22 protein-coding genes are annotated in these 22787 nt (G+C 64.4%); 15 read left to right on the top strand and 7 right to left on the bottom strand.

All coding sequences use genetic code 11. From position 1 onward, the window contains the following. The first annotated feature begins 30 nt into the window (after nucleotides 1–30). On the top strand, nucleotides 31–678 hold the full coding sequence (locus DVO78_RS02095; protein WP_120003125.1) for a hypothetical protein: 648 nt from the start codon (nucleotides 31–33) through the stop codon (nucleotides 676–678). A 147-nt stretch (nucleotides 679–825) separates the two neighbouring features. After that, nucleotides 826–2265 (top strand): MFS transporter, encoded by a 1440-nt coding sequence (locus DVO78_RS02090; protein WP_157983810.1) that lies wholly within the window; start codon nucleotides 826–828, stop codon nucleotides 2263–2265. Between the two features lie 51 nt (nucleotides 2266–2316). Here DVO78_RS02090 and DVO78_RS02085 read toward each other — a convergent pair whose 3' ends face one another. After that, nucleotides 2317–2742, bottom strand: a complete 426-nt coding sequence (locus tag DVO78_RS02085; protein ID WP_120003123.1) for a hypothetical protein — start codon at nucleotides 2740–2742, stop codon at nucleotides 2317–2319. Between DVO78_RS02085 and DVO78_RS02080 the strand changes: the two genes are divergently transcribed. The 6 genes from DVO78_RS02080 to DVO78_RS02055 all read left to right on the top strand — a co-directional run bounded on the left by DVO78_RS02080 (nucleotide 2735) and on the right by DVO78_RS02055 (nucleotide 9032). Further along, a complete protein-coding gene (locus DVO78_RS02080; protein ID WP_202912054.1) occupies nucleotides 2735–3310 on the top strand; it encodes a hypothetical protein in 576 nt (191 codons plus the stop codon). The genes DVO78_RS02085 and DVO78_RS02080 overlap by 8 nt on opposite strands. Nucleotides 3311–3437: 127 nt before the next feature. Then, nucleotides 3438–4349, top strand: a complete 912-nt coding sequence (locus tag DVO78_RS02075) for an exodeoxyribonuclease III (protein WP_120003122.1) — start codon at nucleotides 3438–3440, stop codon at nucleotides 4347–4349. A 6-nt stretch (nucleotides 4350–4355) separates the two neighbouring features. After that, nucleotides 4356–5498, top strand: a complete 1143-nt coding sequence (menC, locus tag DVO78_RS02070; RefSeq protein ID WP_120003121.1) for an o-succinylbenzoate synthase — start codon at nucleotides 4356–4358, stop codon at nucleotides 5496–5498. Nucleotides 5499–5649: 151 nt separating this feature from the next. After that, the gene (gene ald / locus DVO78_RS02065; RefSeq protein ID WP_120003120.1) at nucleotides 5650–6762 is read left to right on the top strand and encodes an alanine dehydrogenase; all 1113 of its coding nucleotides are present in this window, start codon (nucleotides 5650–5652) and stop codon (nucleotides 6760–6762) included. A gap of 88 nt (nucleotides 6763–6850) precedes the next feature. Then, a complete protein-coding gene (trpS, locus tag DVO78_RS02060; RefSeq protein WP_120003119.1) occupies nucleotides 6851–7900 on the top strand; it encodes a tryptophan--tRNA ligase in 1050 nt (349 codons plus the stop codon). A gap of 4 nt (nucleotides 7901–7904) precedes the next feature. Further along, nucleotides 7905–9032, top strand: a complete 1128-nt coding sequence (locus DVO78_RS02055; RefSeq protein WP_120003118.1) for a YihY/virulence factor BrkB family protein — start codon at nucleotides 7905–7907, stop codon at nucleotides 9030–9032. A 108-nt stretch (nucleotides 9033–9140) separates the two neighbouring features. Here the strand turns inward: DVO78_RS02055 and DVO78_RS02050 are convergent, their stop codons facing one another. The 4 genes from DVO78_RS02050 to sdhC form a co-directional block, all read right to left on the bottom strand. Beyond that, entirely contained in the window at nucleotides 9141–9929 is a 789-nt protein-coding gene (locus DVO78_RS02050; RefSeq protein WP_120003117.1) for a succinate dehydrogenase iron-sulfur subunit, read from the bottom strand. Then, on the bottom strand, nucleotides 9929–11716 hold the full coding sequence (sdhA, locus tag DVO78_RS02045; protein ID WP_120003116.1) for a succinate dehydrogenase flavoprotein subunit: 1788 nt from the start codon (nucleotides 11714–11716) through the stop codon (nucleotides 9929–9931). The genes DVO78_RS02050 and sdhA overlap by 1 nt, the downstream gene beginning before the upstream one ends. 64 nt (nucleotides 11717–11780) lie before the next feature. Then, nucleotides 11781–12290, bottom strand: a complete 510-nt coding sequence (locus DVO78_RS02040; protein WP_120003115.1) for a succinate dehydrogenase hydrophobic membrane anchor subunit — start codon at nucleotides 12288–12290, stop codon at nucleotides 11781–11783. 1 nt (nucleotide 12291) lies between these two features. Then, on the bottom strand, nucleotides 12292–12696 hold the full coding sequence (gene sdhC, locus DVO78_RS02035; protein WP_274380725.1) for a succinate dehydrogenase, cytochrome b556 subunit: 405 nt from the start codon (nucleotides 12694–12696) through the stop codon (nucleotides 12292–12294). A gap of 164 nt (nucleotides 12697–12860) precedes the next feature. Here sdhC and DVO78_RS02030 point away from each other — a divergent pair, with 164 nt between their 5' ends. The 6 genes from DVO78_RS02030 to DVO78_RS02005 all read left to right on the top strand — a co-directional run bounded on the left by DVO78_RS02030 (nucleotide 12861) and on the right by DVO78_RS02005 (nucleotide 18965). Continuing rightward, complete coding sequence (locus tag DVO78_RS02030) at nucleotides 12861–14030, top strand: mannose-1-phosphate guanylyltransferase (protein WP_238385084.1); 1170 nt, start codon at nucleotides 12861–12863, stop codon at nucleotides 14028–14030. Then, nucleotides 14020–15288 (top strand): amidohydrolase, encoded by a 1269-nt coding sequence (locus DVO78_RS02025; protein WP_120003112.1) that lies wholly within the window; start codon nucleotides 14020–14022, stop codon nucleotides 15286–15288. Before DVO78_RS02030 ends, DVO78_RS02025 begins: the two co-directional genes overlap by 11 nt. 54 nt (nucleotides 15289–15342) lie before the next feature. Next, on the top strand, nucleotides 15343–15744 hold the full coding sequence (locus DVO78_RS02020; protein WP_120003111.1) for a cytidine deaminase: 402 nt from the start codon (nucleotides 15343–15345) through the stop codon (nucleotides 15742–15744). Continuing rightward, entirely contained in the window at nucleotides 15741–17057 is a 1317-nt protein-coding gene (locus DVO78_RS02015) for a thymidine phosphorylase (protein WP_120003110.1), read from the top strand. Before DVO78_RS02020 ends, DVO78_RS02015 begins: the two co-directional genes overlap by 4 nt. A 10-nt stretch (nucleotides 17058–17067) precedes the next feature. After that, nucleotides 17068–17808, top strand: coding sequence for a DedA family protein (locus DVO78_RS02010; RefSeq protein WP_120003109.1), 741 nt, complete (start codon nucleotides 17068–17070; stop codon nucleotides 17806–17808). 161 nt (nucleotides 17809–17969) lie between these two features. Next, the gene (locus tag DVO78_RS02005) at nucleotides 17970–18965 is read left to right on the top strand and encodes a phosphotriesterase family protein (protein WP_120003108.1); all 996 of its coding nucleotides are present in this window, start codon (nucleotides 17970–17972) and stop codon (nucleotides 18963–18965) included. 89 nt (nucleotides 18966–19054) lie between these two features. Here the strand turns inward: DVO78_RS02005 and DVO78_RS02000 are convergent, their stop codons facing one another. Beyond that, the gene (locus DVO78_RS02000; RefSeq protein ID WP_120003107.1) at nucleotides 19055–20062 is read right to left on the bottom strand and encodes a dipeptidase; all 1008 of its coding nucleotides are present in this window, start codon (nucleotides 20060–20062) and stop codon (nucleotides 19055–19057) included. Between the two features lie 13 nt (nucleotides 20063–20075). Then, on the bottom strand, nucleotides 20076–20975 hold the full coding sequence (locus tag DVO78_RS01995; protein ID WP_202912053.1) for a MurR/RpiR family transcriptional regulator: 900 nt from the start codon (nucleotides 20973–20975) through the stop codon (nucleotides 20076–20078). A gap of 169 nt (nucleotides 20976–21144) precedes the next feature. Here DVO78_RS01995 and DVO78_RS01990 point away from each other — a divergent pair, with 169 nt between their 5' ends. Further along, the gene (locus tag DVO78_RS01990; RefSeq protein WP_120003106.1) at nucleotides 21145–22749 is read left to right on the top strand and encodes an ABC transporter substrate-binding protein; all 1605 of its coding nucleotides are present in this window, start codon (nucleotides 21145–21147) and stop codon (nucleotides 22747–22749) included. Nucleotides 22750–22787: the final 38 nt, after the last annotated feature.

Raw genomic sequence — 22787 nt, 5'->3', positions numbered from 1 at the left:
GAACCAACATATGTGGAGGAGTGAGGAACCATGAGTACCCCGCCCAATGACACCCCGCCCACCGGCGGCAGTCCGCAGTGGGAGGCCCCTGGTCAGGGAGCCGGGAACGACGCTGCGGCAAACCCCTATGGCCAGCAGAGCGGGTCCAAGTTCGGCACTGAGGCTTACAGCGCCAATGCGTACGGGGGGCCTGTGGAGGAGCCCCAGAAGTACTCGTTGCTGAAGACCATGACACTCGTGTCGTTCGGCTTGTATCTTGTGAGCGGGATTTTCGGCCTGATTCCGATGTTCACCGGGGAAGCCGAGGATATCGCTCGCGAGCAGCTGGAGGGTCAGGACCTCGGCGGTGTGAGCGTAGACGATGCGCTTGCCATGGGAATGGCTTTCAGCTGGGTCTTCATTCTGGTTCCGCTGGTGATCAGCATCGTGCTCTACCTGCTGGTGTACTTCGGTTTGAAGGGCAATAAGGGTTGGGCCCGAGTCCTCGGTATCGTGATGGCGATCATCGGTCTGCTGCTGACTATCGGCGGATTGCTCTTCGACACCGCAATGTTCAGCTCGGCCATCGGTATGGTTGCACTGGTGATCAGCATCGCCTGGGCAGCGGCCACCGTCTACTGGCTGGTGTTGGCGTTCAACTCCGAGGTCACCGGTTACCTCCAGCAGTTCAAGCGCTGACGCTCAGCTGACCACCATCCTGCGGAAAGCCCTCGAGCACCTCCGGAAACATCCCGGTTGGTGCTCGAGGGCTTTTCCATACCGGCCCATAGGGAGAGACCGTTTCATGGGGCAACTATCGCCTTCTGCGGGTATAGAGTGCCTTGAGTGAGTGAAAATCAGCAGGATCCTGAGGCAGCACCGCCAAGCACTCGGGTCATGGTGGCCCTGCTGCTCCCGCTCTTCGCCTCCCTGATGAGCATCTCCTCAGTGATGGTGGCCCTGCCGGCCATTGAGGAGGGACTCGGGGCCAGTTCCTCAGATCTGCAGTGGGTGCTCTCCGGATACGCTCTGGCCTTCGGCGTCGGCCTGGTGCCCGCCGGACGAGCCGGGGATCTCTGGGGCAGGCGGCTGATCTTCCTCATCGGGACCGCCGCCTTCGCCGGGGCATCATTGGCCGCGGCCCTGGCCCCCACCCCGCTGGCTCTGAACGTCCTGCGCGTGGCCATGGGATTCGGCGCTGCTCTGCTGGTCCCACAGATCATCGGCATGATCCAGCGGCTGTTCACCGGTCCGGCCCGGGGGCGGGCCTATGGTCTGATGGCCACTGTGATCGGCGTCGCGGTGGCCATCGGCCCCCTGGTCGGCGGCGCACTCATCGACGCCGCGCCGTCGGGCACCGGGTGGCGGCTGGTGTTCCTCATCAACGTTCCGGTCACAGTGATCGCGCTGATTGCGGCCTTCCTCTGGCTGCCCAAGCCGCACGACGACGATGCGCCGTCTGAGACCACCGCGTCCTCCCGGGGACTGATGCGCCTGGACCCGCTGGGTGCGGCACTGCTGTGCACGGCGATAGTGCTGATCATGCTGCCGTTCATCCAGTTCACCAATCTGCTGGGCGCAGCGTTCGGGCTCGCGGGACTGGCGCTGCTGGGACTCTGGCTCTGGTGGGAGAAGCGCCTGGGGGAGCGCGACGCCCAGGCCCCCATGGTCAACCTCAGATTGTTCGCCCTTCCCAGCTACACCTGGAACTCCGCGGTGATCATTTTGTACTTCGCGGGTATGCCGGGCATCTGGGCGGTGGTCGCCATCTATGTCCAACAGGGGCTGGGCCACGGCGCCTTCGCCGCCGGGCTGGTGACCCTGCCCAGTGCGGTGATGGTGATTCTGCTGGCGAGCCAGGTGGGCAGGCGGGTCGACCGGATCGGCCCGCAGATGCTGATCATCGGCAGCGTGGCAGCGTTCGTCTCGATGCTCCTGCTGGCCGCAGCGGCACTGCTGGAGGCCACCGAGTTCGCCTCGATCGGCTGGGTGGCGCTGGCCCTGGGTGTGAACGGGTTCTCTCAGGCGCTGATCATTCCCAGCGCCCAGACCCTGTCCATGCAGGACGTGCCTGAGCCGATGGCCGGTGCCGCCGGGGGAGTGGCCCAGAGCGCTCAGCGAGTGGTGACGGCCACCGGTCTGGCTGTGGTCACTGGGATCTACTTCCTGGTCCAGGCCCGCGCCGACCACCAGACCGCGATCCTGGTCTCCGCACTGGTCATCGCCGGCATCATGCTCACCTCGGTGGTTGCTGCCATCGGCGCAGCCCGCAGGGTGCAGAGGTGAGGCTCCGAGCGGAGCGCATGAGGCACTGTGCGCCGCAGGCGCGAGGAGGGCTCAGCGCAGCCGGGTGACTTCGCGAAGGTCCTTGCCCGTCACGTATTGTGGCCGCCCTGCAAATATCTCAGCACGCTGATCCGACTCTTCCCAGTCGCGCTCGGCCGCGGCGAACTCCGCAGAGTCCCCCATCCGGGAGACGAACCAGGTCAGCTGCGACTTGTCATCGTCCAGCCAGATGGACTCCACGGTGAACCCGCGGCTCTCACGAGCGGGGATCACCTCCTTGGTCAAGAACTCCACGAACTCCTCGGCACGTGCCGGGTCCAGAGTGTAGCGGCGCATCCAGGTGGTGCGTTCAGCGGAATCGGTGGCGATGCTCTCCGGCAGTTCAGTCACAGCAGGGATCTCCTCATAGGTCTCGACGGCGTCATTGGGCAGTTCGAGCTTATCCGGGGCGTCTGAAAGAATGACAACTGTGAGCAATTCTCTTCCATCCCCTCAACGTGCGCAGGAAGCTCTGCGCAGAGCCGGGCGCCGAGGCACCGGCATCGTCTTCGCCGTGATGGTCACCGTCCTGCTGGTGGCCCTGATCTTCGCAGCCAACCAGAACCAGGTCATCGGCTGGATTCTGGTGGTGATCGCCGGAGGGTGGCTGCTGCTCGCCTCAGTGGTGGTCATCGCCTTCTCCCGCAGTGCCAAAAAGCTGGGGCACGCGGTGGACTCAGCCCGCGCAGACGCTGCCGCCCAGCGTGCCACCTCCTCCGGCGGCACCGCGGTGGTTGACGAGGATACCCACGCCAGGAACCTCAAGCTCGACCACTCCTTCAAGATCATCCAGGTCCAGGTCAAGGTGATCAAACAGGAGCTGGCCAAGGGTGCGGACGCTGACGCTGAGATGGTGGACCGGTCCCTGGAGACCATGGAGATCACCGCGCACAACGGTCGGGACATGCTCGCCGAGCATGTGGGGCGAAAACGGCACGACGACGCCGCGCCGGTAGATCAAGACGGACCCGATGACGGGACAATTGCGGGCGACGTCGTGCGCTGAGTCTCACTGGGCTGGTCCGCCTGCCCGTATGCGTCAGATGCTGTAGGCCGTTCGACTGTGCGTAGAGTGAACTCCCTACTGAAAAGTCGAAAACCCTACGCAAAGTTGTCAGGAGAGAGAGTCTGTCATGGTTGAAACGAGTACTGGCAGCGGCCCGTCCGAGCTGTCTCCGCACCGGGTAGTGGATCCCAAGGGGGAGCGCCTGACCCGAATCGCCTCGGTCAATGTCAACGGTATCCGCGCTGCTGCCCGCAAGGGGATGGGCCAATGGCTGGCCGAGCGCGAGGTCGACATCCTGACCCTGCAAGAGGTCCGCGCCGACGGCGACACCTTGGCCACATTGATCACCGAATTCGCTTCAGCGGCGGGTGCGGCCGATCCCACCTCCGAATGGTTCATCCACGAGCACGAAGCCTCACAGAAGGGCCGAGCCGGAGTGGCCATCATCTCCCGGAAGGCCCCGCTCGCCAGCCGCACCGGCATCGGCGAGGGCCACCCGGAGGACGACGGCCGGTGGATCGAGGCCGACTACGAACTCGGCGACGGAAGCACCCTCACCGTGGTCAGTGTCTACGTCCACTCCGGGGAGGTCGGCACCGTGCGACAGGAGCAGAAGATGCGATTCCTGGAATACATGCTCCACTATCTGCCTCAGCTGGCTGAGCGCACCGACCATGTGCTGATCACCGGTGACCTCAATGTGGGCCATACCGAGCTGGACATCAAAAACTGGAAGGGCAACGTCAAGAACTCCGGCTTCCTCCCTGAGGAGCGTGCCTATTTCGACAAGTACTTCGGCGATGCTGGATACGTCGACGTCGCCCGGAAGCTCGCCGGAGAGGTGGAGGGCCCCTACACCTGGTGGTCTTACCGCGGTAAGGCCTTCGATAATGACACCGGCTGGCGCATCGACTACCACGCAGCCACCCCAGGCCTTGCCGGACTCGCCACCAACCTCACGGTCGACCGCGCCGCTGACTATTCGCTGCGCTGGTCCGACCACGCCCCGCTGGTCATCGACTACCAGCTACCGGAGTAGAACAGCGTGAAACTCACCTCACTCACCGTCCGCCGGTTGACCATGGAGATGCTCACGCCGTTCACCACCAGCTTTGGCACCCAGACCCACCGTGACCTGCTCATCGTGGAGGTGCACGACGATGCCGGAACCACCGGATACGGGGAATGCGTAGCCGGTGCCGAGCCTACCTATTCTGAGGAGGCCACCAGCACCTGCCAGGTGGCTATTGCCGAATACCTGCTGCCCCGGATTCGCAGTGCAGTAGTGGCACATCCTGAGGACATCAGCAGACTGTTGGCGCCCATCAAGCGAAACACCATGGCCAAGGCGGCACTGGAGGGCGCAGTCTGGGACCTCTGGGCCAAACAGCAGGGTCTTTCCCTGGCGCAGGCGGTAGGAGGTACCAAGGAGAGGGTGGATGTGGGGCTGAGCATCGGCATCAAGCCCAGCGATGCGGAACTGATCGAGAGTGTTGGCGCTGCCGTGGACGCCGGTTATAAGCGGATCAAGATCAAGATCGCACCAGGGCGCGACTTGGAGATGATGCGCGCAGTGCGCCGAGAGTTCCCGGATACCGCCATCATGGCCGATGCAAACTCTGCCTATACCTTGGATGACCTCGAGCTGTTCCAGGCGCTGGATGAACTCGATCTGATGATGTTCGAGCAGCCCTTGGCCCACGACGACATCGTGGACCACCGGCACCTGCAGGCGGCGGTCCGGACCCCGATCTGCCTGGATGAGTCCATCCACTCCGCCGAGGATGCGCGCAAAGCGCTCGAGCTGGGCTCAGGGCGGATCATCAACATCAAAATCGGCCGCGTCGGAGGCATCACAGAGTCCCAGAGGATCGAGAAGCTCTGCCGGGAGGCCGGGGTGGACGCCTGGTGCGGAGGGATGCTCGAAACCGGCATCGGCCGAGCCCACAACGTGGCCATCGCCAGCCTGGCCGGCTTTACCCTCCCCGGTGACACCGCACCCTCGGCACGCTACTGGGCCGAGGACATCATCGAACCCGAGGTGGTCATGGAGCACGGGCAGATTCAGGTTCCCACCGGTCCGGGTTTGGGCTACCAGGTCAAGACCGAGATGCTGGAGATGCTGACCAAGGAATCTTTCAGCGTCAATCTCACTGAGCCCGCGGAGACCGCCCAGGCGGAGCACTGACCTGCCGGGGGCTGCGCTGACTGGCGCGTGCAGTTTTGAGCCGGGTGTGCCGGGTGAGACGCTTTCATGGTAGAACTCTAGGACAACGCTGATGTGATGCAGCACACAGCATGGGCATGTGGGCTTTTATTAACTATGACAGGGGCAGGCAATGCTGATCGGTGTTCCCGCTGAGGTGAAGGACAACGAGTTCCGGGTGGCGTTGACTCCAGCTGGAGCGATGGACCTGACCGGAGGCGGTCATCAGGTGGTGATCCAGGCCGGGGCCGGCCGTGGCTCGGGATTCTTCGACGAAGCCTATGCACAGGCCGGTGCACGCATCGTCGAGTCACCGGAGGAGGCCTGGTCGGCGGACATGGTGCTCAAAGTGAAGGAGCCGCTGACCGAGGAGTTCGAGCGGATGCGCGGCGAGCAGGTGCTGTTCACCTACCTGCACCTGGCGGCAGAGCACGAGTGTGCCCGGCAGCTGCGCGAGCGGTCAGTCACCGCTATCGCGTACGAGACCGTGACGGGCCCCAAGGGCCTGCCTCTGCTAGCACCGATGAGTGAGGTGGCAGGTCGGTTGGCTCCGCAGGTCGGGGCCTACCACCTGATGCAGTCCCAGGGCGGCTCCGGTCTGCTGATCGGCGGGGTGCCGGGGACCCGGGCAGCCAAGGTGGTGGTCATCGGCGGCGGCAAAGCCGGGGAGCAGGCCGCGATGATCGCCCTGGGGATGGGCGCCGATGTCACCGTGATCGATCTGAACATCGAACGGCTTCGCGAGCTCTCAGTCATGTCGTCGGGGGGAGTGACCACCCTGGCTTCGAACACTCTGACCATTGCCGACGAGGTCGCCGCTGCAGACCTTGTCATCGGCTCCGTTCTGGTTCCCGGCGCGACGGCGCCCAAGCTGGTGACCAGCGAGATGGTGGCTCGGATGCGGCCCGGTTCTGTGCTGGTCGATATCGCCATTGACCAAGGCGGCTGCTTTGAAGGATCACGGCCCACCACCCACGCCGAACCCACGTTCAGCGTCGGCGAGCAGATCTACTACTGCGTGGCCAATATGCCTGGAGCGGTGCCGCACACCTCCACATCCGCTCTGACCAATGCCACGCTGCCCCATGTGTTCGCCCTTGCCAACAAAGGGTGGAGGCAGGCCCTGCGCGAAGACCCCCATCTGGCCAATGGCCTGAACGTTCACGCCGGAGAGATTGTCTATCCCCCAGTGGCGGAAGCTCTCGGCGTCGACGCCCCTTCGCTGGAGACGATTCTGGGACGCTGAGAGGAGATTCCCGGAGCACGCTTGTCCACCGCCTGTCGGTGTAGATTGAGGGGAGGAAATCTGGCACTGCAGCACCGATGAGGAGACCATGACCGACCGCACCCAGAGCGCCGCCTTCGGGGTGGCAGCGACCGAGCCCGGAGCACGAGTATTGTCCGGTATGCAGCCCACTGGGGATTCGCTCCACTTGGGCAGCTACATGGGAGCACTGCTGAACTGGGTACGGACGCAAGAGCAGTTCGACGCATACTTCTTCATCCCTGATCTGCATGCGATCACCGTTCCGCAGGACCCTGCCCAGCTGCGGCAGGCTGTCCGACGCACTGCGGCCCAGTACATCGCCGGAGGGATCGACCCGGAGCGCTCCACCCTGTTTGTGCAGTCCCATGTGCCTGAGCACGTGCAGCTGGCCTGGGTGCTGATGTGTCAGACCGGTATGGGTGAAGCCAGTCGGATGACCCAGTTCAAGGACAAGTCCGCCAAGGGGGGCGCCGATTCTGCCGGAGTCGGCCTCTTGACCTATCCGATCCTGCAGGCCGCGGACATCCTGCTCTACCAGCCGCACGGCGTGCCGGTGGGCGAGGACCAGAAGCAGCACATTGAACTCACCCGCGACCTCGCTCAGCGCTTCAACCACCGGTTCGGTGAGACGTTCCGCATCCCTGAGCCGATCATCCCCGAGGTTGGGGCGCGCATCCTGGACCTGCAGGAGCCCGCAGCGAAGATGAGCAAGTCGGCCTCCTCCCCGAATGGGCTGATTAACCTCACTGACACCGACAAGCAGATCGCCAAGAAGATCAAGTCGGCGGTGACCGACGACGGCACTGAGATCCGCTTTGACCGTGAGGCCAAGCCCGGGGTGTCCAACCTGCTGACCATCTACTCGGTGCTGACTGGCAAGACTGTGGGGGACATCGTCGCTGAGTATCAGGGCAAGATGTACGGTCACCTGAAGGTGGACCTGGCAGAGATCGCCGTGCAGCACCTCGGCCCGGTCAGGGACCGCACGTCCGAACTGCTGGATGACCCGGCGGAACTGGACGCCCTGCTGGCCAAGGGCGCGGCCAAAGCCAGGGACGTCGCCACCGTGACCCTGACCGAGGCCTACCAGAAGGTCGGCTTCCTGCCCGGCACATGATCCCATGACCTACCCTTCGCGTCTGCGCCCGCATACCCAAGGCGCACGGTCAGGGAACCCCCGGGGAGAAAGCGGAGGCATCCTGGAGGCAGCCAGGGCCCGGGTGGAGAAGCTCGATGAGCGCCGTGAAGCCAAGGCCATGAGCAACCCCTTGAACATCGAGCAGCTTCTGCAGAACGAGCTGCAGGCGAGAATGGCCTATGGCCGTGCCAAACGGTCGGGCAAGCGCGGCATCGGCTTACTCGGTCCCATGCTCGGGTGGGCTCTGACCCGCCTGGACCGCACCCGCCTGATGCGTCCGGTGAACCTGTTCTTCTTCCACTACGGCACGGTCATGGCCGCCGGTGCGGCCTACATGATGTTCTTCTCCGTCGCCGCTCTGCTCTGGGCCGGATTCTCCGTGGCAGGAATGGTCATCGGGGGAAACCCCGAGTACCAGAACCTGATCATCGACACCGTGCAGAACGCGGTGCCCGGCGTGATTGATGAGGACGGACTGATCACTGAGAGCGCAGCCCGGGAGCTCTTCGACGTCGACGGGCTGAACCTCTCCTTGGCCATCGCAGTGGCGGTGGCGCTGGTCACCTCTCTGAGCTGGATGCACGGGCTGCGCTCGGGAATCCGAAGCATCTGGGAGCGCCCGCTGATGGCCGAGAACGTGGTCCTCGTCAAGCTCAAGGACTTCGGCATGCTCCTTGTGCTCGGCGTGATCGCGCTGTCCTCGGCCATTCTGGGTTTCCTGAGCACCGGCTTCATCCGTGAAGTCACCGCCCTGATCGGCTGGGAGCCAGGTGGAACGGCCGGAGTGCTGGTGCAGCTGGCCTCGTTCCTCATATCCTTCGGGCTGGATATGATGATCGCCGTCATCCTGATGCGGGTGGCCTCCCGGCTGGTGATGCCCGTCTCCGCGCTCTGGCAGTCGGCGCTCATCGCAGGAATAGGCGCGTCGCTGCTGCGCCTTGGCTCGACGACACTGCTGAGCAACTTCGCCGACAGCCAGAACCCGCTGCTGAGCACCTTCGGAACGGTGCTGGGCATATTCTTCTACTTCTTCCTCTTCAGCCTCATCTACCTCTTTGCCGCCAGTTGGGGTGCCGTCGCTGCCAGCGATCATGCCAAGAAGACTCGCTGAGGAGCGCAACGGACTGGATTGTCGTAGGGTTATCGACTCTGCGTTAGGCTATCGCCCTACGACAAACCGAAAACCCTACGACAAGTGGTGAATGTGTCTTTCGAGGGGTCAGAGGCTCCGGGTCAGAATCGCGGTCTTGACCTCTTGAATAGCCTTGGTGACCTCAATGCCGCGAGGGCAGGCCTCGGTGCAGTTGAAGGTGGTGCGGCAGCGCCACACTCCCTCCTTGTCGTTGAGGACCTCCAGGCGCAGATCGCCGGCGTCATCGCGGGAGTCGAAGATGAACCGGTGGGCGTTGACGATGGCCGCCGGGCCGAAGTACTGGCCGTCGGTCCAGAACACCGGGCAAGAGCTGGTGCAGGCGGCGCACAGGATGCACTTGGTGGTGTCGTCGAACCGGGCCCGGTCCTCCGGGGACTGCAGCCGCTCCGCCGTGGGCGCGGGGGTGTTGGCGATGAGGAAGGGCATGATCTCCCGGTAGGACTGGAAGAACGGCTCCATGTCCACGATCAGGTCCTTCTCCACCGGCAGACCCTTGATGGCTTCCACCAGGATCGGCTTGGAGGTGTCCAGGTCCTTCAGCAGGGTCTTGCAGGCCAGCCGGTTGCGGCCGTTGATCCGCATCGCGTCCGAGCCGCAGATGCCGTGGGCGCAGGAGCGGCGGAACGTCAGGGTGCCGTCGAGCTCCCACTTGACCTTGTGCAGGGCATCCAGCACGCGGTCGGTGCCGAACATGGTCAGCTGCCATTCGTCCCACCAGGCGTCCTCAGCGCGCTCGGGGTCGTAGCGGCGGACCTTCAGGGTGATGGTGAACTCCTGGATGGAACCGCCGCCGTCGCCGGTCTCAGACAGGTCAATCTTGGAGGCAGGCTCTTGCTCAAGGGTGGGGGTGCTCATCAGTACTTACGCTCCATCGGCTCGTAGCGGGTGAAGGTGACAGGCTTGGTGTCGAAGCGGATGCCTGAGACACCTTCGGTCTCAGCGTCGGGATCCTTGTACAGCATCGAGTGCAGCATGAAGTTCTCGTCATCGCGGTCCGGGTAGTCCTCGCGGTAGTGGCCGCCGCGGGACTCCTGGCGGTGCAGTGCGGAGACCGTCATGACCTCGGCCATGTCCAGCAGGAAGCCCAGCTCCAGGGCCTCCAGCAGATCCAGGTTGAACCGCTTGCCCTTGTCCTGGACGGTGATCTGGGTGTACCGCTCTTTGAGCTCTGCGATCTTCTCCAGGGTCTCCTTAATGGTGTCCTCGGAGCGGAAGACCTGCATGTTGAGGTCCATGGTGTCCTGCAGCTCAGCGCGGATCTGTCCAACACGCTCGGAGCCGGTGGCATCGCGCAGTGAGGACAGCTGCTCGGTCACGAAGGTCTCCGGAGTCTCGGGAAGCTCGACGAAATCGGCACTATTGGCATATTCGGCGGCATAGGCGCCGGCGCGCTTGCCGAAGACGTTGATGTCCAGCAGAGAGTTGGTGCCCAGACGGTTGGAGCCGTGCACCGAGACGCAGGCCACCTCGCCGGCGGCGTAGAGGCCGGGGACGACCGTGTCGTTGTCCTGGAGCACCTCCGCCTTGATGTTGGTGGGGATCCCGCCCATGGCGTAGTGGCAGGTGGGGAAGACCGGCACCGGCTCGGTGTGCGGCTCCACCGCCAGGTAGGTGCGGGCGAACTCGGTGATGTCCGGAAGCTTGGCGTCGATGTGCTCAGGCTCCAGGTGGGTCAGGTCCAGCAGCACATAGTCCTTATTGGGCCCGCAGCCGCGGCCCTCACGGACCTCCAGGGCCATGGACCGGGCCACGATGTCACGTGGGGCGAGATCCTTGATGGTGGGGGCGTAGCGCTCCATGAAGCGCTCGCCCTCGCTGTTGCGCAGGATGCCGCCCTCGCCGCGTGCCGCCTCGGAGAGCAGGACGCCGAGTCCTGCCAGACCGGTGGGGTGGAACTGCACGAACTCCATATCCTCCAGCGGAATGCCGGCCCGGTAGGCGATGGCCATACCGTCACCGGTCAGCGTGTGAGCGTTGGAGGTGGTTTTGAAGATCTTGCCCAGGCCGCCGGAGGCGAAGACCACCGATTTGGCCTGGAAGACGTGCAACTCACCGGAGGCCAGGTCATAGGAGACCACCCCGGCGACCCGCTTCTGCTTGTAGGTGCTTCCGTCCTCACGTGTGGCGTCCTCTTCCACCGTGATCAGGTCCAGCACGTAGTACTCGTTGTAAAACTCGACGTTGTGCTTCACACAGTTCTGGTAGAGGGTCTGCAGGATCATATGGCCGGTGCGGTCCGCGGCGTAGCAGGCTCGGCGCACCGCGGCCTTGCCGTGGTCGCGGGTGTGCCCGCCGAACCGGCGCTGGTCGATCTTGCCCTCAGGCGTCCGGTTGAAGGGAAGCCCCATCTTCTCCAGGTCCAGCACCGCGTCGATGGCCTCCTTGGCCATCACCTCGGCGGCGTCCTGGTCCACCAGGTAGTCGCCGCCTTTGACGGTGTCGAAGGTGTGCCACTCCCAGTTGTCCTCTTCGACATTGGCCAGGGCCGCGCACATGCCGCCCTGCGCGGCCCCGGTGTGCGAACGGGTGGGATAGAGCTTGGTCAGCACCGCGGTGTGGGCGCGTTGGCCGGATTCGATGGCGGCGCGCATTCCCGCGCCACCGGCGCCGACGATCACAACGTCGTACTTATGAACCTGCATGTTCTTCTTCGGCTCTCTTTTCCTAGGTGCGTTCAGGTGCTTGGGTGCTCAGGCGCCGTCGCGATCAGTTCACGACGTTCTGGCAGAACGACGGCGCATACTCCAGCAGTGTTCCGGACTCATCGACCAGGCAGGGCTCGAAGGTGAAGATCACCAGGGTGCCCAGGATGATGATGACCGTTGACGCCAAGTAGAGGATGGACTTCAGCCACAGCCTGGTGGAGTCCTTCTCCGCGTAGTCGTTGATGATGGTGCGCATGCCGTTGGTGCCGTGCAGCATGGCCAGCCACAGCATGGTCAGGTCCCAGAACTGCCACACGGGGTTGGCCCATTTGCCGGCCACGAAGGCGAAGTCGATCTGGTGGATGCCGTCGCCGACCATCAGGTTGGTCCACAGGTGCACAAAGATCAGCACCACCAGCGCGGCCCCGGAGACGCGCATGAAGACCCAGGCGACCATCTCGAAGGAGCCTTTTGACGGGTTGGAGCGCAGGTACTTGGGGTCGATGCGCCCGGATCGGGGGGCTTCGATGCCCTGTGCGGGCAGTGTTGCCTCAGAGTTGGTGGCGGTCATCTCAGAAACCCTCCCAGCCTTCGAAGAAGATCATCAGGTGGCGCACGGAGAATGCCACCATGGTCACGAACCACAGCACGAGCACCGCCCACAGCATCTGGCGGTGGTAGCGGGTGCCCTGCTTCCAGAAGTCGACCAGAATGATCCGAAGGCCGTTGAAGGCGTGGAAGACGATCGCGCCCACCAGGCCGATCTCGCCCAGAATCATGATCGGGTGCTTATACGCGCCGATGACTGCGTTGTACGCCTCCGGGGAGACCCTCACCAGCGAGGTGTCCAGCACATGAACGAGGAGGAAGAAGAAGATGCCGACACCGGTGATCCGGTGCCCGACCCAGGACCACATACCTTCGCGGCCCCTGTAGAGCGTCCCCCGGCCCCCAGGGGTGCTTTTCGTCTGTGTCACGTCAGTTACCTTTCCTGCGTCGTCGCATGGCACTGGGGACCATCCTAATCTTTACTGGCACCGCTTTGTTTTCTACAAGGTGTAGAAGTTCGTTGATCACATGCGGCGCGGTCTATCTCACACCATCCTGTGGGCGTCTTTTCGGCAGCGGCTACTCTTGGTGGGTGACTTCCAGCTCTGACACCCCGCGCAGGGGCTCCCTGGCCAGCGCCCTGGGCCGGTTCCATGCGGTGATTCCCGCCGGCGGCGTCGGCACCAGGCTATGGCCCCTGTCCCGCGCCGATGCACCAAAATTCCTCCACGACCTGACCGGTTCAGGCAGCACGCTCATCCGTTCGACCTATGAACGGCTGCTGCCCCTGGCTCAGAAAAATGTGATGGTTGTCACCGGTGAGGCGCACCGGGGAGCGGTCACCGGACAGATTCCGGAGCTGGACCAGGGTGATCTGGTGCTTGAGCCTGAGCCCAAGGACTCCGCGGCTGCCATCGGCCTGGCGGCCGCCATCCTGCACGCCCGGGACCAGGCCGCCAGCCGCACCGGAGCCGAGGGCACCATCATGGGCTCCTTCGCCGCAGACCACGTCATCGCCCCCGACTCGGTCTTCCAGGATGCCGTGCGCCAGGCGGTGGCCACCGCCGCTGAGAACAAGATCGTGACCATCGGGATCAAGCCGACTCATCCCTCCACCGGCTTCGGCTACATCCGCACCGGAGCTGGGTACACGGTCCCGGACGCGCCAGATGCTCTCCACGTGGTCGAATTCGTGGAGAAGCCCGGCGAGGCGGCCGCCCAGGAATACGTCGACTCCGGGAACTACCTGTGGAACGCCGGAATGTTCGTGGCCCCGGTATCCCTGATGCTGGACCACCTGGCCGCGGCCGAGCCGGATCTGCACGCCGGCCTCACCGAGATCGCCGCCGCCTGGGGCACCGATGGCGAGGACGCCACCCTGCACCGGGTGTGGCCCACCCTGCCCAAGACCGCCATCGACTACGCGGTCGCCGAACCGGCGGCCGACGCCGGCGATGTCGCCGTCATCCCCGGGCGCTTCACCTGGGACGATGTGGGGGACTTCGCCGCCCTGGCGCGGCTGAACCCTGCCGCGCAGCAAGAGAGCATGACGGTGCTGGGCAAGAGGGCAAGGGTGTATTCCGAGGACTCCTCCGGCGTCGTCGTCTCAGATTCGCAGCGGGTGGTGGCCCTGATCGGCGTGGAGAACATCGTTGTGGTAGACACGGAGGATGCACTCTTGGTGACCACCACTGATCACGCCCAGAGCGTGAAGAAAGCGGTGGAGGCCTTGAAGGAGAAGGGAGATTCCGATGTCCTCTGAGTATGGCGGTGCTGACACCACGGTGCGGATCGATGCCGAGGTCTCCCGGGCCACCTCACCGACGGCGACCGCAGCGGAGATCGTCGCTGAGCTTGAGGACGATCTGATCGATTTCCGCCGTGATCTCCACGCCCACCCGGAGTTGTCCTGGCAGGAGGTGCGCACCACCGAGCAGATCGCCGCACAGCTGCGCAGGGCCGGGCTGGAGCCGGTGCTGCTGCCGGAGACCACCGGCTGCTACGTGGACGTGGGTCCCTCTGGGGCGCCTATCGCGGCGGCCTTCCGCGGAGACATCGACGCACTGCCGATTGTGGAGACCACCGGGCTGGAGTACGCCTCGGAGAACATGGGGGTGGCGCACTCCTGCGGCCACGACATCCACACCACCGTGATGCTCGGGCTGGCATGGACCCTCCAGCACCTGAACACCCAACGGGGCAACGACCAGGGGAGCGGGCTCAGCGCCCGGATCAGAATCATCTTCCAGCCGGCCGAGGAGCAGTTTCCCGGTGGTGCCCAAGAGATGGTCAGACAGGGCGTGCTGCGCGATGTGCCCAGAATCTTCGCCCTGCACTGCGACCCCAAACTCACCGTCGGTGCAGTGGGCACCAGGATCGGGGCGATCACCTCTGCCTCCGACCTGGTCCGGGTGGAGGTCGCCGGCCGCGGCGGGCACACCTCACGCCCGCACCTGACCGAGGATGTCATCGGCGCACTGGGGCACATCGTCACCAGCGTGCCCGCGATCCTGGCCCGGCGGATCGATGTGCGCAGCGGGGTCTCTCTGGTCTGGGGGCATATCAGCGCAGGCAACGCGGCGAATGCGATCCCCTCAGAGGGCACCCTTCACGGGACCATGCGCATCCTGGACGCCGATGCCTGGAAGGACGCCGGGGGCGTGCTGGCGCCCATCGTCCAGCAGGCAGCCTCCGCCTACGGGGTCGATGTCAGCCTGGACCATGTCCGGGGCGTGCCTCCGGTGGTCAACGATGAGGATGCCACCCGCCGCCTGGACATCGCCGTCAAGCGTGCGCTGGGGCCCTCCTCGCTGACCCTGGCGGAGCAGTCCATGGGCGGGGAGGACTTCGGGTGGATGACCCAGGAGGCTCCAGGCTCCATGTTCCGCCTAGGCACCAAGACCCCGGGCGGGGAACAGTACGACCTGCACCGCGGGGACTACATTCCTGATGAGCGCGCGATCACCGTGGGCGTCAAAGTCATGACAGAGGTAGCCCAGGTCTGCATTGCGGAGCAGTGAGCAGTCTCTGTCCACTGCGCGCTTTGGTCTCCCGCCGCGCATTAGGATGAACCCATGTCAGATGTTGACTTCGGGATGCTCACTGAGGCTGCCCGCCAGGCGATGCGGCACGCCTATGCACCCTACTCCCGCTTCCCGGTGGGCGCTGCGGCACTGACTGCTCAGGGGCTGCTGATCACCGGGTGCAATGTGGAGAACGCTTCTTACGGGCTGGGCCAGTGCGCGGAGAACACTCTGGTCGGGCAGCTGCAGCTGGCAGGCGGGGGAGAGATCGCGGCCTTCACCTGTGTCAACGCCGCAGGTGAGACCATCATGCCCTGCGGACGCTGCCGGCAGCTGCTCAACGAGTTCGCCTCCGCCGACTTCCAGATCCTCACCCCGGAAGGGGTCACAGACATGGCAGGAATCCTGCCCCAGGCCTTCGGCCCCCAAGATCTAGAAGAGGTGTCCTCTTGACCCAGTCATACGACGTCGTCGACCTGATCCGCACCAAGCGCGACGGCGGCACGTTATCGTCAGCGCAGATCAGCTGGCTCATCGGCGCCTACACGGAGGGCACAGTCGCTGATGAGCAGATGAGCGCACTGGCCATGGCGATCCTGCTGCGCGGCATGAGCCGCGCCGAGACCGCTCAGTGGACCACCGCGATGATCAACAGCGGCGAACGCATGGACTTCAGCGCACTCACCCGCAGCGACGGCCGCCGCCGCCTGACTGCTGATAAGCACTCCACCGGGGGAGTGGGGGACAAGATCACCCTCCCGCTGGCGCCCCTGGTGGCCTCCTTTTGCGTGCCGGTCCCGCAGCTCTCCGGCCGCGGGCTGGGCCACACCGGCGGCACCCTGGACAAGCTGGAGTCCATCCCCGGCTGGCGCGCCGCACTGAGCAACCAGGAGATCCTGCACCAGCTGGACACCGTCGGTGCGGTGATCTGTGCCGCCGGCTCCGGACTGGCCCCGGCGGATAAGAAGCTCTACGCCCTGCGAGATGTCACCGGGACCGTGGAGTCCATCCCGCTGATCGCCAGCTCCATCATGTCCAAGAAGATCGCGGAGGGCACTGACGCCCTGGTCCTTGATGTCAAGGTCGGCACCGGTGCGTTCATGAGGACCGACGACGACGCCGCCGAACTCGCCCGGACCATGGTCGCCCTGGGCACCGACGCCGGGGTGAGGACCACTGCGCTGCTCACCGAGATGAACACTCCGCTGGGACTGACCTCCGGCAATGCCGTGGAGGTCGAGGAATCGATGGAGGTGCTGGCCGGGGGCGGCCCGGCCGACGTCGTCGAACTCACTGTCGAGCTGGCCCGCGAGATGCTGGCCGGGGTGGGCATCACCGATGTGGACCCGGTCGAGAACCTGCGCAACGGCAAGGCGATGGACACCTGGCGGGCCATGATCGCCGCCCAGGGCGGAGACCCAGACGCGCCTTTGCCGAAGCCTCAGCATGAGCACACCATCACCGCAGAAGACTCCGGTACCCTCGCCCGGTTGGACGCCTACGGTGTGGGCATTGCCGCGTGGCGCCTGGGGGCCGGGCGGGCCCGCAAGGAGGACCCGGTCCAGGCCGCGGCCGGGGTTCGGCTGCATGCCAAGCCCGGTGACACGGTGACCGCCGGTCAGCCGCTGATCACCCTGTGCACCGATGACCAGTCACGCCTGCCTCGGGCGCAGGAGGCTTTGTCCGGAGCAGTGGAGGTCATCGACGGCGCCGTGGTGGAAAACGCCGGATTGATCAAGGCCCGGGTCGCCGCCGAGGACCTCTGACCGCACAGCAATGGGAATCGGTGAGTTTTTCGATCAGCTCGGCGAGCTGATCCTCACAGCTGCCTCGGGCTGGTGGACGCTGATTGGGCTCTTCGGCTTCAGCATGGGTGATGGCTTCTTCCCGGTGCTGCCCTCTGATGCGCTGATCGTCGGGCTGGGCTCCGTCCAGGACTCACCGGGGACCCCGAACTGGCCGTGGGTGATCCTGGTAGCCGCCGGTGGTGCGCTGGCCGGGGATTTCATCGCCTGGAACCTCGGGCGCTGGATCGGCACCCACCGTTTCCGATGGATGCGCAGACCGACCATGCAGAGCTCGCTGCTCTGGGCCCGGCACGAGCTCGACAAGCGCGGGGTTCTGGTGATCTTCGTGGGCCGGTTCATCCCCGGTGCCCGGGTGGCGATCAACTTCGTGGCCGGGTCCACCCAGTTCTCCCTGCGCCGGTTCCTGCTGATCGACGCCGCGGCATCCCTGCTGTGGGCCTCATGGCTGGTCGGCCTGGGCATGATCGGGGAGGCGATCTTCGGGAACATGCTCATCGCCATGGCTGTGGGCATCGCGGTGGCCATAGTGCTGGGCTGGGTCTGTGAACGGCTGTTCCGGCTGTTTACCGCCTGGCTGGACCGCAGAGGCTACGACATCGATCCCGAGGGTTATCTGGACACCTCCACCATCGAGGTGGAGCTTCCTATCCATCTGCGCCGACGCCGGGAAAAACCCGACGACGGCGCAGACCCGGCTGAGTCCGAGTAGGGCCGCAGAGCCTTGCTCAGCGCTTCTCGGGAGTGGTTCAGCATCCGGAGGAAATCCTCTACTGCTCAGTGCGTGGTGGGGCGCCCTATATGGTTCGTCATTGCTGGGTAGATGAATCTATGCGAGGCGGTAAGTTGAGGTAGCTTGATGAAAGGAAATCGATGAACCTCTCCACCGTCTCTACTGTTTCCGGTCCTGTGTTGACTGGCGACCTCGGCCGAGTCCTCATGCACGAGCATCTCAGCTCTTTGCTGCCGGGTGCGTATCTCAGCGGCGGCGAAGGCGACGACACTTTCGATCTTGGTGTTCGTGCGACATCCACATTGCGCAGTCAGGGCGTGTGCGGCCTGGTCAGTCTCTCCGGACATTACATGCCTGCCTCGGCCTGGGACGTGGTAGCGCGGATTGCCGAAGCGACCGGACTGCACGTGATCGCCGGTTTCGGATACTACACCGAACGGCGGTGGCCCGAGGAAGTGCGTACATGGTCCCTCGATCAACTCGTCGAGACGTTCGTGAGCGCTGCTGAAGCCATACCTGGCACGAACGTACCGGCCGGGATATACGGTGAGATCGGCACGAGCCTCGATCTGATCACCGACGGTGAGGAGCGCCAGCTGAAGGCTGTTGCGGAAGCTCACCGGATCACTGGGCTTCCGATCTATACCCACTGCTCGCTCGGCACGATGGTTGCTGAACAGGTGGACATCTTGGCTGAGGCTGGGGCCGATCTCGAGCAGGTCATCCTGGGACATGTCGATTTACGTCCCGACGCCGACGGTCTCGAACCGCTCTTACGATCTGGAGTCACGCTTGCCTTCGACACCTTCGGCAAGCAGAACTTCGACTACGTGCTTCGCGAGGAGGAGAACTATGAGCCTGGGAACGAACTTAAACGTCTCTATACACGGCGGGACGATGATCGCGCCGACGCCCTTGCTGAGCTTGTCCGACGAGGCTGGGCCAGGCAGTTGGTGATCTCTTTGGACATGACCGGGCGGGAGACCTATCTGAACGTTGACACCCACGGTAGGTTCGGATACTCCTACTTTGCTGACGGTGTACTTCCCATGCTTCGTCAGCGCGGTGTCACCGATGAGCAGGTCGAGGTGATGACCCGGGAAAACCCTGCACGCCTGCTCACCGTTCGCACCTAAACTGGCATGCGTAGTGACCGGACCCCATCTGCCCTTTGACTGCCGATACTGCATCCCAGCCGTCGGCGCCTCAGCCGATCAGACAGGCCTCACACCCCGGCGTCGTGCAGCACACGAACCGCGTTCTGCGAGGTCAGCTTGGCAAGATCCGCTGCCGACCAGTTCCGTTCGGCCAGGGCGGTGAGCATCGCGGGGTAGTCACTGACTCGTCGGAGTCCGGCCGGCCCTTCAGGGATGCCGTCGAAGTCCCCGCCCAGACCGATATGGTTCACTCCGGCCACCTCACGAGCATGTTCGATATGGGCCACGACGTCGTCGATCCCCGCCGTCTGAGGCTCGGAGCTGAGGAACCTCGGCACAAACGTGAGCATCTGTATCCCTCCGTTGGCCGACAGGCGCTCAAGAACCGTATCGGGTACATTGCGCGGGTGCTCGTGCACGCCGCGGCAGGATGAGTGGGAGAAGATCACTGGCACTGTGGAGGTGTCCAGAGCATCCTGCATGGTTTGCTCATGAACGTGGGAGAGGTCCACGAGCATGCCTATACGATTCATCTCTGTGACCACCTCGCGCCCGAAGTCGGTCAGTCCGCCTTCGGTCGGCTCTCCGGTCGCGGAGGCCGCCCAGGAAGTGTTGTCATTATGGGTCAGAGTCATGTAAGTCACCCCCAGGCGCCGCAGCATCCGCAGCACTGCGAGTGATTCGGCGATGCTGTGCCCGCCCTCGGCGCCCAGCAGAGAGGCGATGCGCCCGGTTCTCAACGCCGTATCGACATCAGCTGCGCTGGTCGCCAACTGCAGGTCCTCGGGGAACGCCGCAATGAGCCGGTGCACACAGTCGATCTGTTCCAGGGTGGCTGCCACGGCGGCAGATTTCTCCAGCGAGGAGGAGACGTATACAGACCAGAATTGGGCACCAACCCCGCCGGCGCGCAGGGCCGGAATATCTGTGTGCAGTGCAGAATTCCCGGTGTCAAGCCGTGCCTGGGCGATGTCATAGTTCCAGTTCTCCCGCAGCGCCCAGGGAAGATCATTGTGTCCGTCGAGCACTGGGGCATGGGCGAGAACCTCTGCGGCCACGTGAACAGCATTCGTCATGAATCAAGCTTACTCAGGAGCGGGCGGCGCGGGTCCGGACTGCTTGGTAGGTGGCGCGCAGGGCGTCGACCGAGGCGTCATAGTCGGTCTGCACCAGTCCGATGAACAGGCAGTCGATCACCATGAGCTGGGCGATTCGGCTCCCTAGTGCCCCGGAGCGGAACTCCGTCTCACGGGCGGCGGTGCGCAGTACGGCATCGGCCACTGCTGCCAGCGGAGAATCCGGCGCATTGGTGATGGCGACGGTTGCGGCCCCGGAGGCTCGGGCCAGCCGAAGGAACTCCACTGTGTCGGAGGTGCGACCTGAGTGGGAGATCGCCACCGCAGTTGCCAGCGGCCCTGCCACCGCTGCTGCGGTCCATGCGGTGTGCGCCTCAGTCCAGTCGATGGCGGTGCGCCCGATGCGGCTGATCTTGCGCTGGAGGTCCTCACCGATCACCGCGCTGCTGCCGATGCCGAAGATGTGGATGCGGTCCGCCTGGGCCAGCAGCTGGACCGCTTGTGAGAGTTCGTCAAGATCGAGGACCTTGGCAGTGTCACTGATGGAGAGGGTCTCATCGCGGGCCACCTTCGCCACTACCTGACCCAGACTGTCGTGACGGTCGATGTCGCTGGCCTGTGCGGGGAACTCGCTGGATGCCATCCGTTCCCGTGCCGCCTGCTCGGCCACGTCATGCAAGAGGTCCTTGAACCGTGTGAACCCGATGCGTTTGTAGAAGCGCACCACTGTGGTGGTGGAGGTCCCGGCACGGGAGGCAACCTCCTTGATGGAGGAACGGGAGAAGCTCTCTGGGTCCGAGAGCAGGCTCTCGGCAATACGCCGCTCAGCAGGCCTCAGGCTGTCCATCATCCCGCGCAGCACCAGTGTGACGTCGGTGCGGGGCTGAGGCGTAGGTGCGGAATTTATTTCCATGACGGCTACCTTAGCGGTCGAAGCTGGGCCGTCGGAGACGATAAGTGCCCGCCCAGACGGCGAAACATCGACGTAAGAAATTTTTTACCTACTTGCAATATTGAAGGTAAATAATTAACATCACCATAAGTGCTCTCGCCATTCACCGCCCGCACCAGGAGGAATCGACATGACCAGCACACCCCATACCCCTCGCCCAGGGTCACGACTGCGCTCGCCGAGGGGAGCGGCTCTGAGAGCCTGCGCGGTCTTTTCCGTCGCAGCGCTGGCCCTGGCCTCCTGCGGCGGTTCGAGCGAGCCAGCCGAGTCTGGGGATGAGGTCCCGGAGGCTGCCGTCGCGGAAGACCAGGATCTGGTGGTAGCCCTCACCACTGATGTCGATAACCTGTTGCCCTGGACCGCCACCCAGTTCCAGGCCACCAATGTGCTACGCAATATCTACGGCACGCTCACCGAGCTGGATCACGATCTCGAGGTGGTGCCCGGCCTGGCCGAGGATTGGGAGATCAGTGACGACGGCCTGACCGCCACTTTCCACCTGCGCGAGGGCGTCACCTTCTTCGACGGCACCGAGCTCACCGCCGAGGATGTGGTGGCCTCCTTCGAAGCCATCCAGGATCCCGACACCGCTGCGGCTGCCGCCACCAACCTGGCCAGCGTCGAGTCCATAGAGGCCACCGATGACCACACCGTCACGATGAACCTGAGCACCCCGGACACTGCACTGTTCTCCAAGGTGGCACTGGGCAACGCCGCGATTCTCCCGGCTGATGCCGATCTCGAGGAGCTGGAGACAGAACCCAACGGCACAGGCCCCTTCAGCCTGAGCGAGCGGGTCGCCAACGATTCGCTGACTCTGGAGGCCAATCCCGACTACTGGGGCGAGGGTCCGCAGCTGGACACCGTCGAATTCCGGGTGATCCCCGACGAGTCGGCGATCGTCTCCGCCCTGCAGGCCGGCAGCGTGCACATGGCCACTTTCGATGACCCGTTGGTCGCCGACACCATCGGTGCCGGCGTCGAGATCCTCGAAACGCCGCAGCTGACCTATCACGTACTGCAGCTGCGCGCCGATGAGGAGCCGCTGGACGACGTCAATGTGCGACGTGCTCTGGCATGCACCATCGACCGTCAGGAGGTGCTGGACTCCGCGGCCATGGGCGCCGGGGAAGTCGTGGGCCCCTTCACATCCCCGGCCCATCTCAGTGACCCCGGCTCCCGGCCCTGTCCGGAACCCGACCTCGACCGTGCCGAGGAGTATCTCGCCGAGGCCGGCTACGAGGACGGCCTGGAGCTTAGCGCCATCGTCATGTCCGACGGGTACTCCACCGCGGTGGCCGAAGGCGAGACCATCCAGGCTCAGCTCGCTCAGGTCGGCATCGATCTCAGCCTCGAAGTTCTGGAGTCCGGCTCCTACGTGGACCGCTGGGTGGACGCTGATTTCACGCTCGCGGTGGCCCGCAACGCCGGCAACCCCGATCCGGATGTCACCTACGGCCGCTACTTCCGCTCCGACGGCAACTTCAACGAGGTCGCCGGCTATCGCTCTGACGCCCTCGACGAGCTCTTCGAGCAGGGCCTGGCGGAGACCGACGAAGAGGCCCGTGCGGAGATCTACGAGGAGATCTCCGACTACCTCGAGGAGCAGGCGGTCTGGATCTGGCTTTTCGCCGGCTACGAGTACACCGCTCTGACCGAGGGCGTCAGCGGATACACCGCCATGGCCAACAGCTCCATGCAGGGCCTGCGTGAAGCTGTGCTGGTGGACCACTGACCAACGGACCTGATGGCTCACGTGACCAAGAACCACCG

The organism is Nesterenkonia muleiensis, from assembly GCF_003600155.1.
GTDB classification, from domain to species: Bacteria; Actinomycetota; Actinomycetes; order Actinomycetales; family Micrococcaceae; genus Nesterenkonia; species Nesterenkonia muleiensis.
This window is presented reverse-complemented; position numbering and strand designations above follow the sequence as displayed.

Bases quoted from the DNA above. Each gene is read 5' to 3' on its own strand.
- DVO78_RS02095 (WP_120003125.1), top strand. From the start codon at position 31: ATGAGTACCCCGCCCAATGACACCCCGCCCACCGGCGGCAGTCCGCAG.
- DVO78_RS02075 (WP_120003122.1), top strand. From the start codon at position 3,438: ATGGTTGAAACGAGTACTGGCAGCGGCCCGTCCGAGCTGTCTCCGCAC.
- ald (WP_120003120.1), top strand. From the start codon at position 5,650: ATGCTGATCGGTGTTCCCGCTGAGGTGAAGGACAACGAGTTCCGGGTG.
- trpS (WP_120003119.1), top strand. From the start codon at position 6,851: ATGACCGACCGCACCCAGAGCGCCGCCTTCGGGGTGGCAGCGACCGAG.
- DVO78_RS02055 (WP_120003118.1), top strand. From the start codon at position 7,905: ATGACCTACCCTTCGCGTCTGCGCCCGCATACCCAAGGCGCACGGTCA.
- DVO78_RS02050 (WP_120003117.1), bottom strand. From the start codon at position 9,929: ATGAGCACCCCCACCCTTGAGCAAGAGCCTGCCTCCAAGATTGACCTG.
- sdhA (WP_120003116.1), bottom strand. From the start codon at position 11,716: ATGCAGGTTCATAAGTACGACGTTGTGATCGTCGGCGCCGGTGGCGCG.
- DVO78_RS02040 (WP_120003115.1), bottom strand. From the start codon at position 12,290: ATGACCGCCACCAACTCTGAGGCAACACTGCCCGCACAGGGCATCGAA.
- DVO78_RS02025 (WP_120003112.1), top strand. From the start codon at position 14,020: ATGTCCTCTGAGTATGGCGGTGCTGACACCACGGTGCGGATCGATGCC.
- DVO78_RS02020 (WP_120003111.1), top strand. From the start codon at position 15,343: ATGTCAGATGTTGACTTCGGGATGCTCACTGAGGCTGCCCGCCAGGCG.
- DVO78_RS02010 (WP_120003109.1), top strand. From the start codon at position 17,068: ATGGGAATCGGTGAGTTTTTCGATCAGCTCGGCGAGCTGATCCTCACA.
- DVO78_RS02005 (WP_120003108.1), top strand. From the start codon at position 17,970: ATGAACCTCTCCACCGTCTCTACTGTTTCCGGTCCTGTGTTGACTGGC.
- DVO78_RS02000 (WP_120003107.1), bottom strand. From the start codon at position 20,062: ATGACGAATGCTGTTCACGTGGCCGCAGAGGTTCTCGCCCATGCCCCA.
- DVO78_RS01995 (WP_202912053.1), bottom strand. From the start codon at position 20,975: ATGGAAATAAATTCCGCACCTACGCCTCAGCCCCGCACCGACGTCACA.
- DVO78_RS01990 (WP_120003106.1), top strand. From the start codon at position 21,145: ATGACCAGCACACCCCATACCCCTCGCCCAGGGTCACGACTGCGCTCG.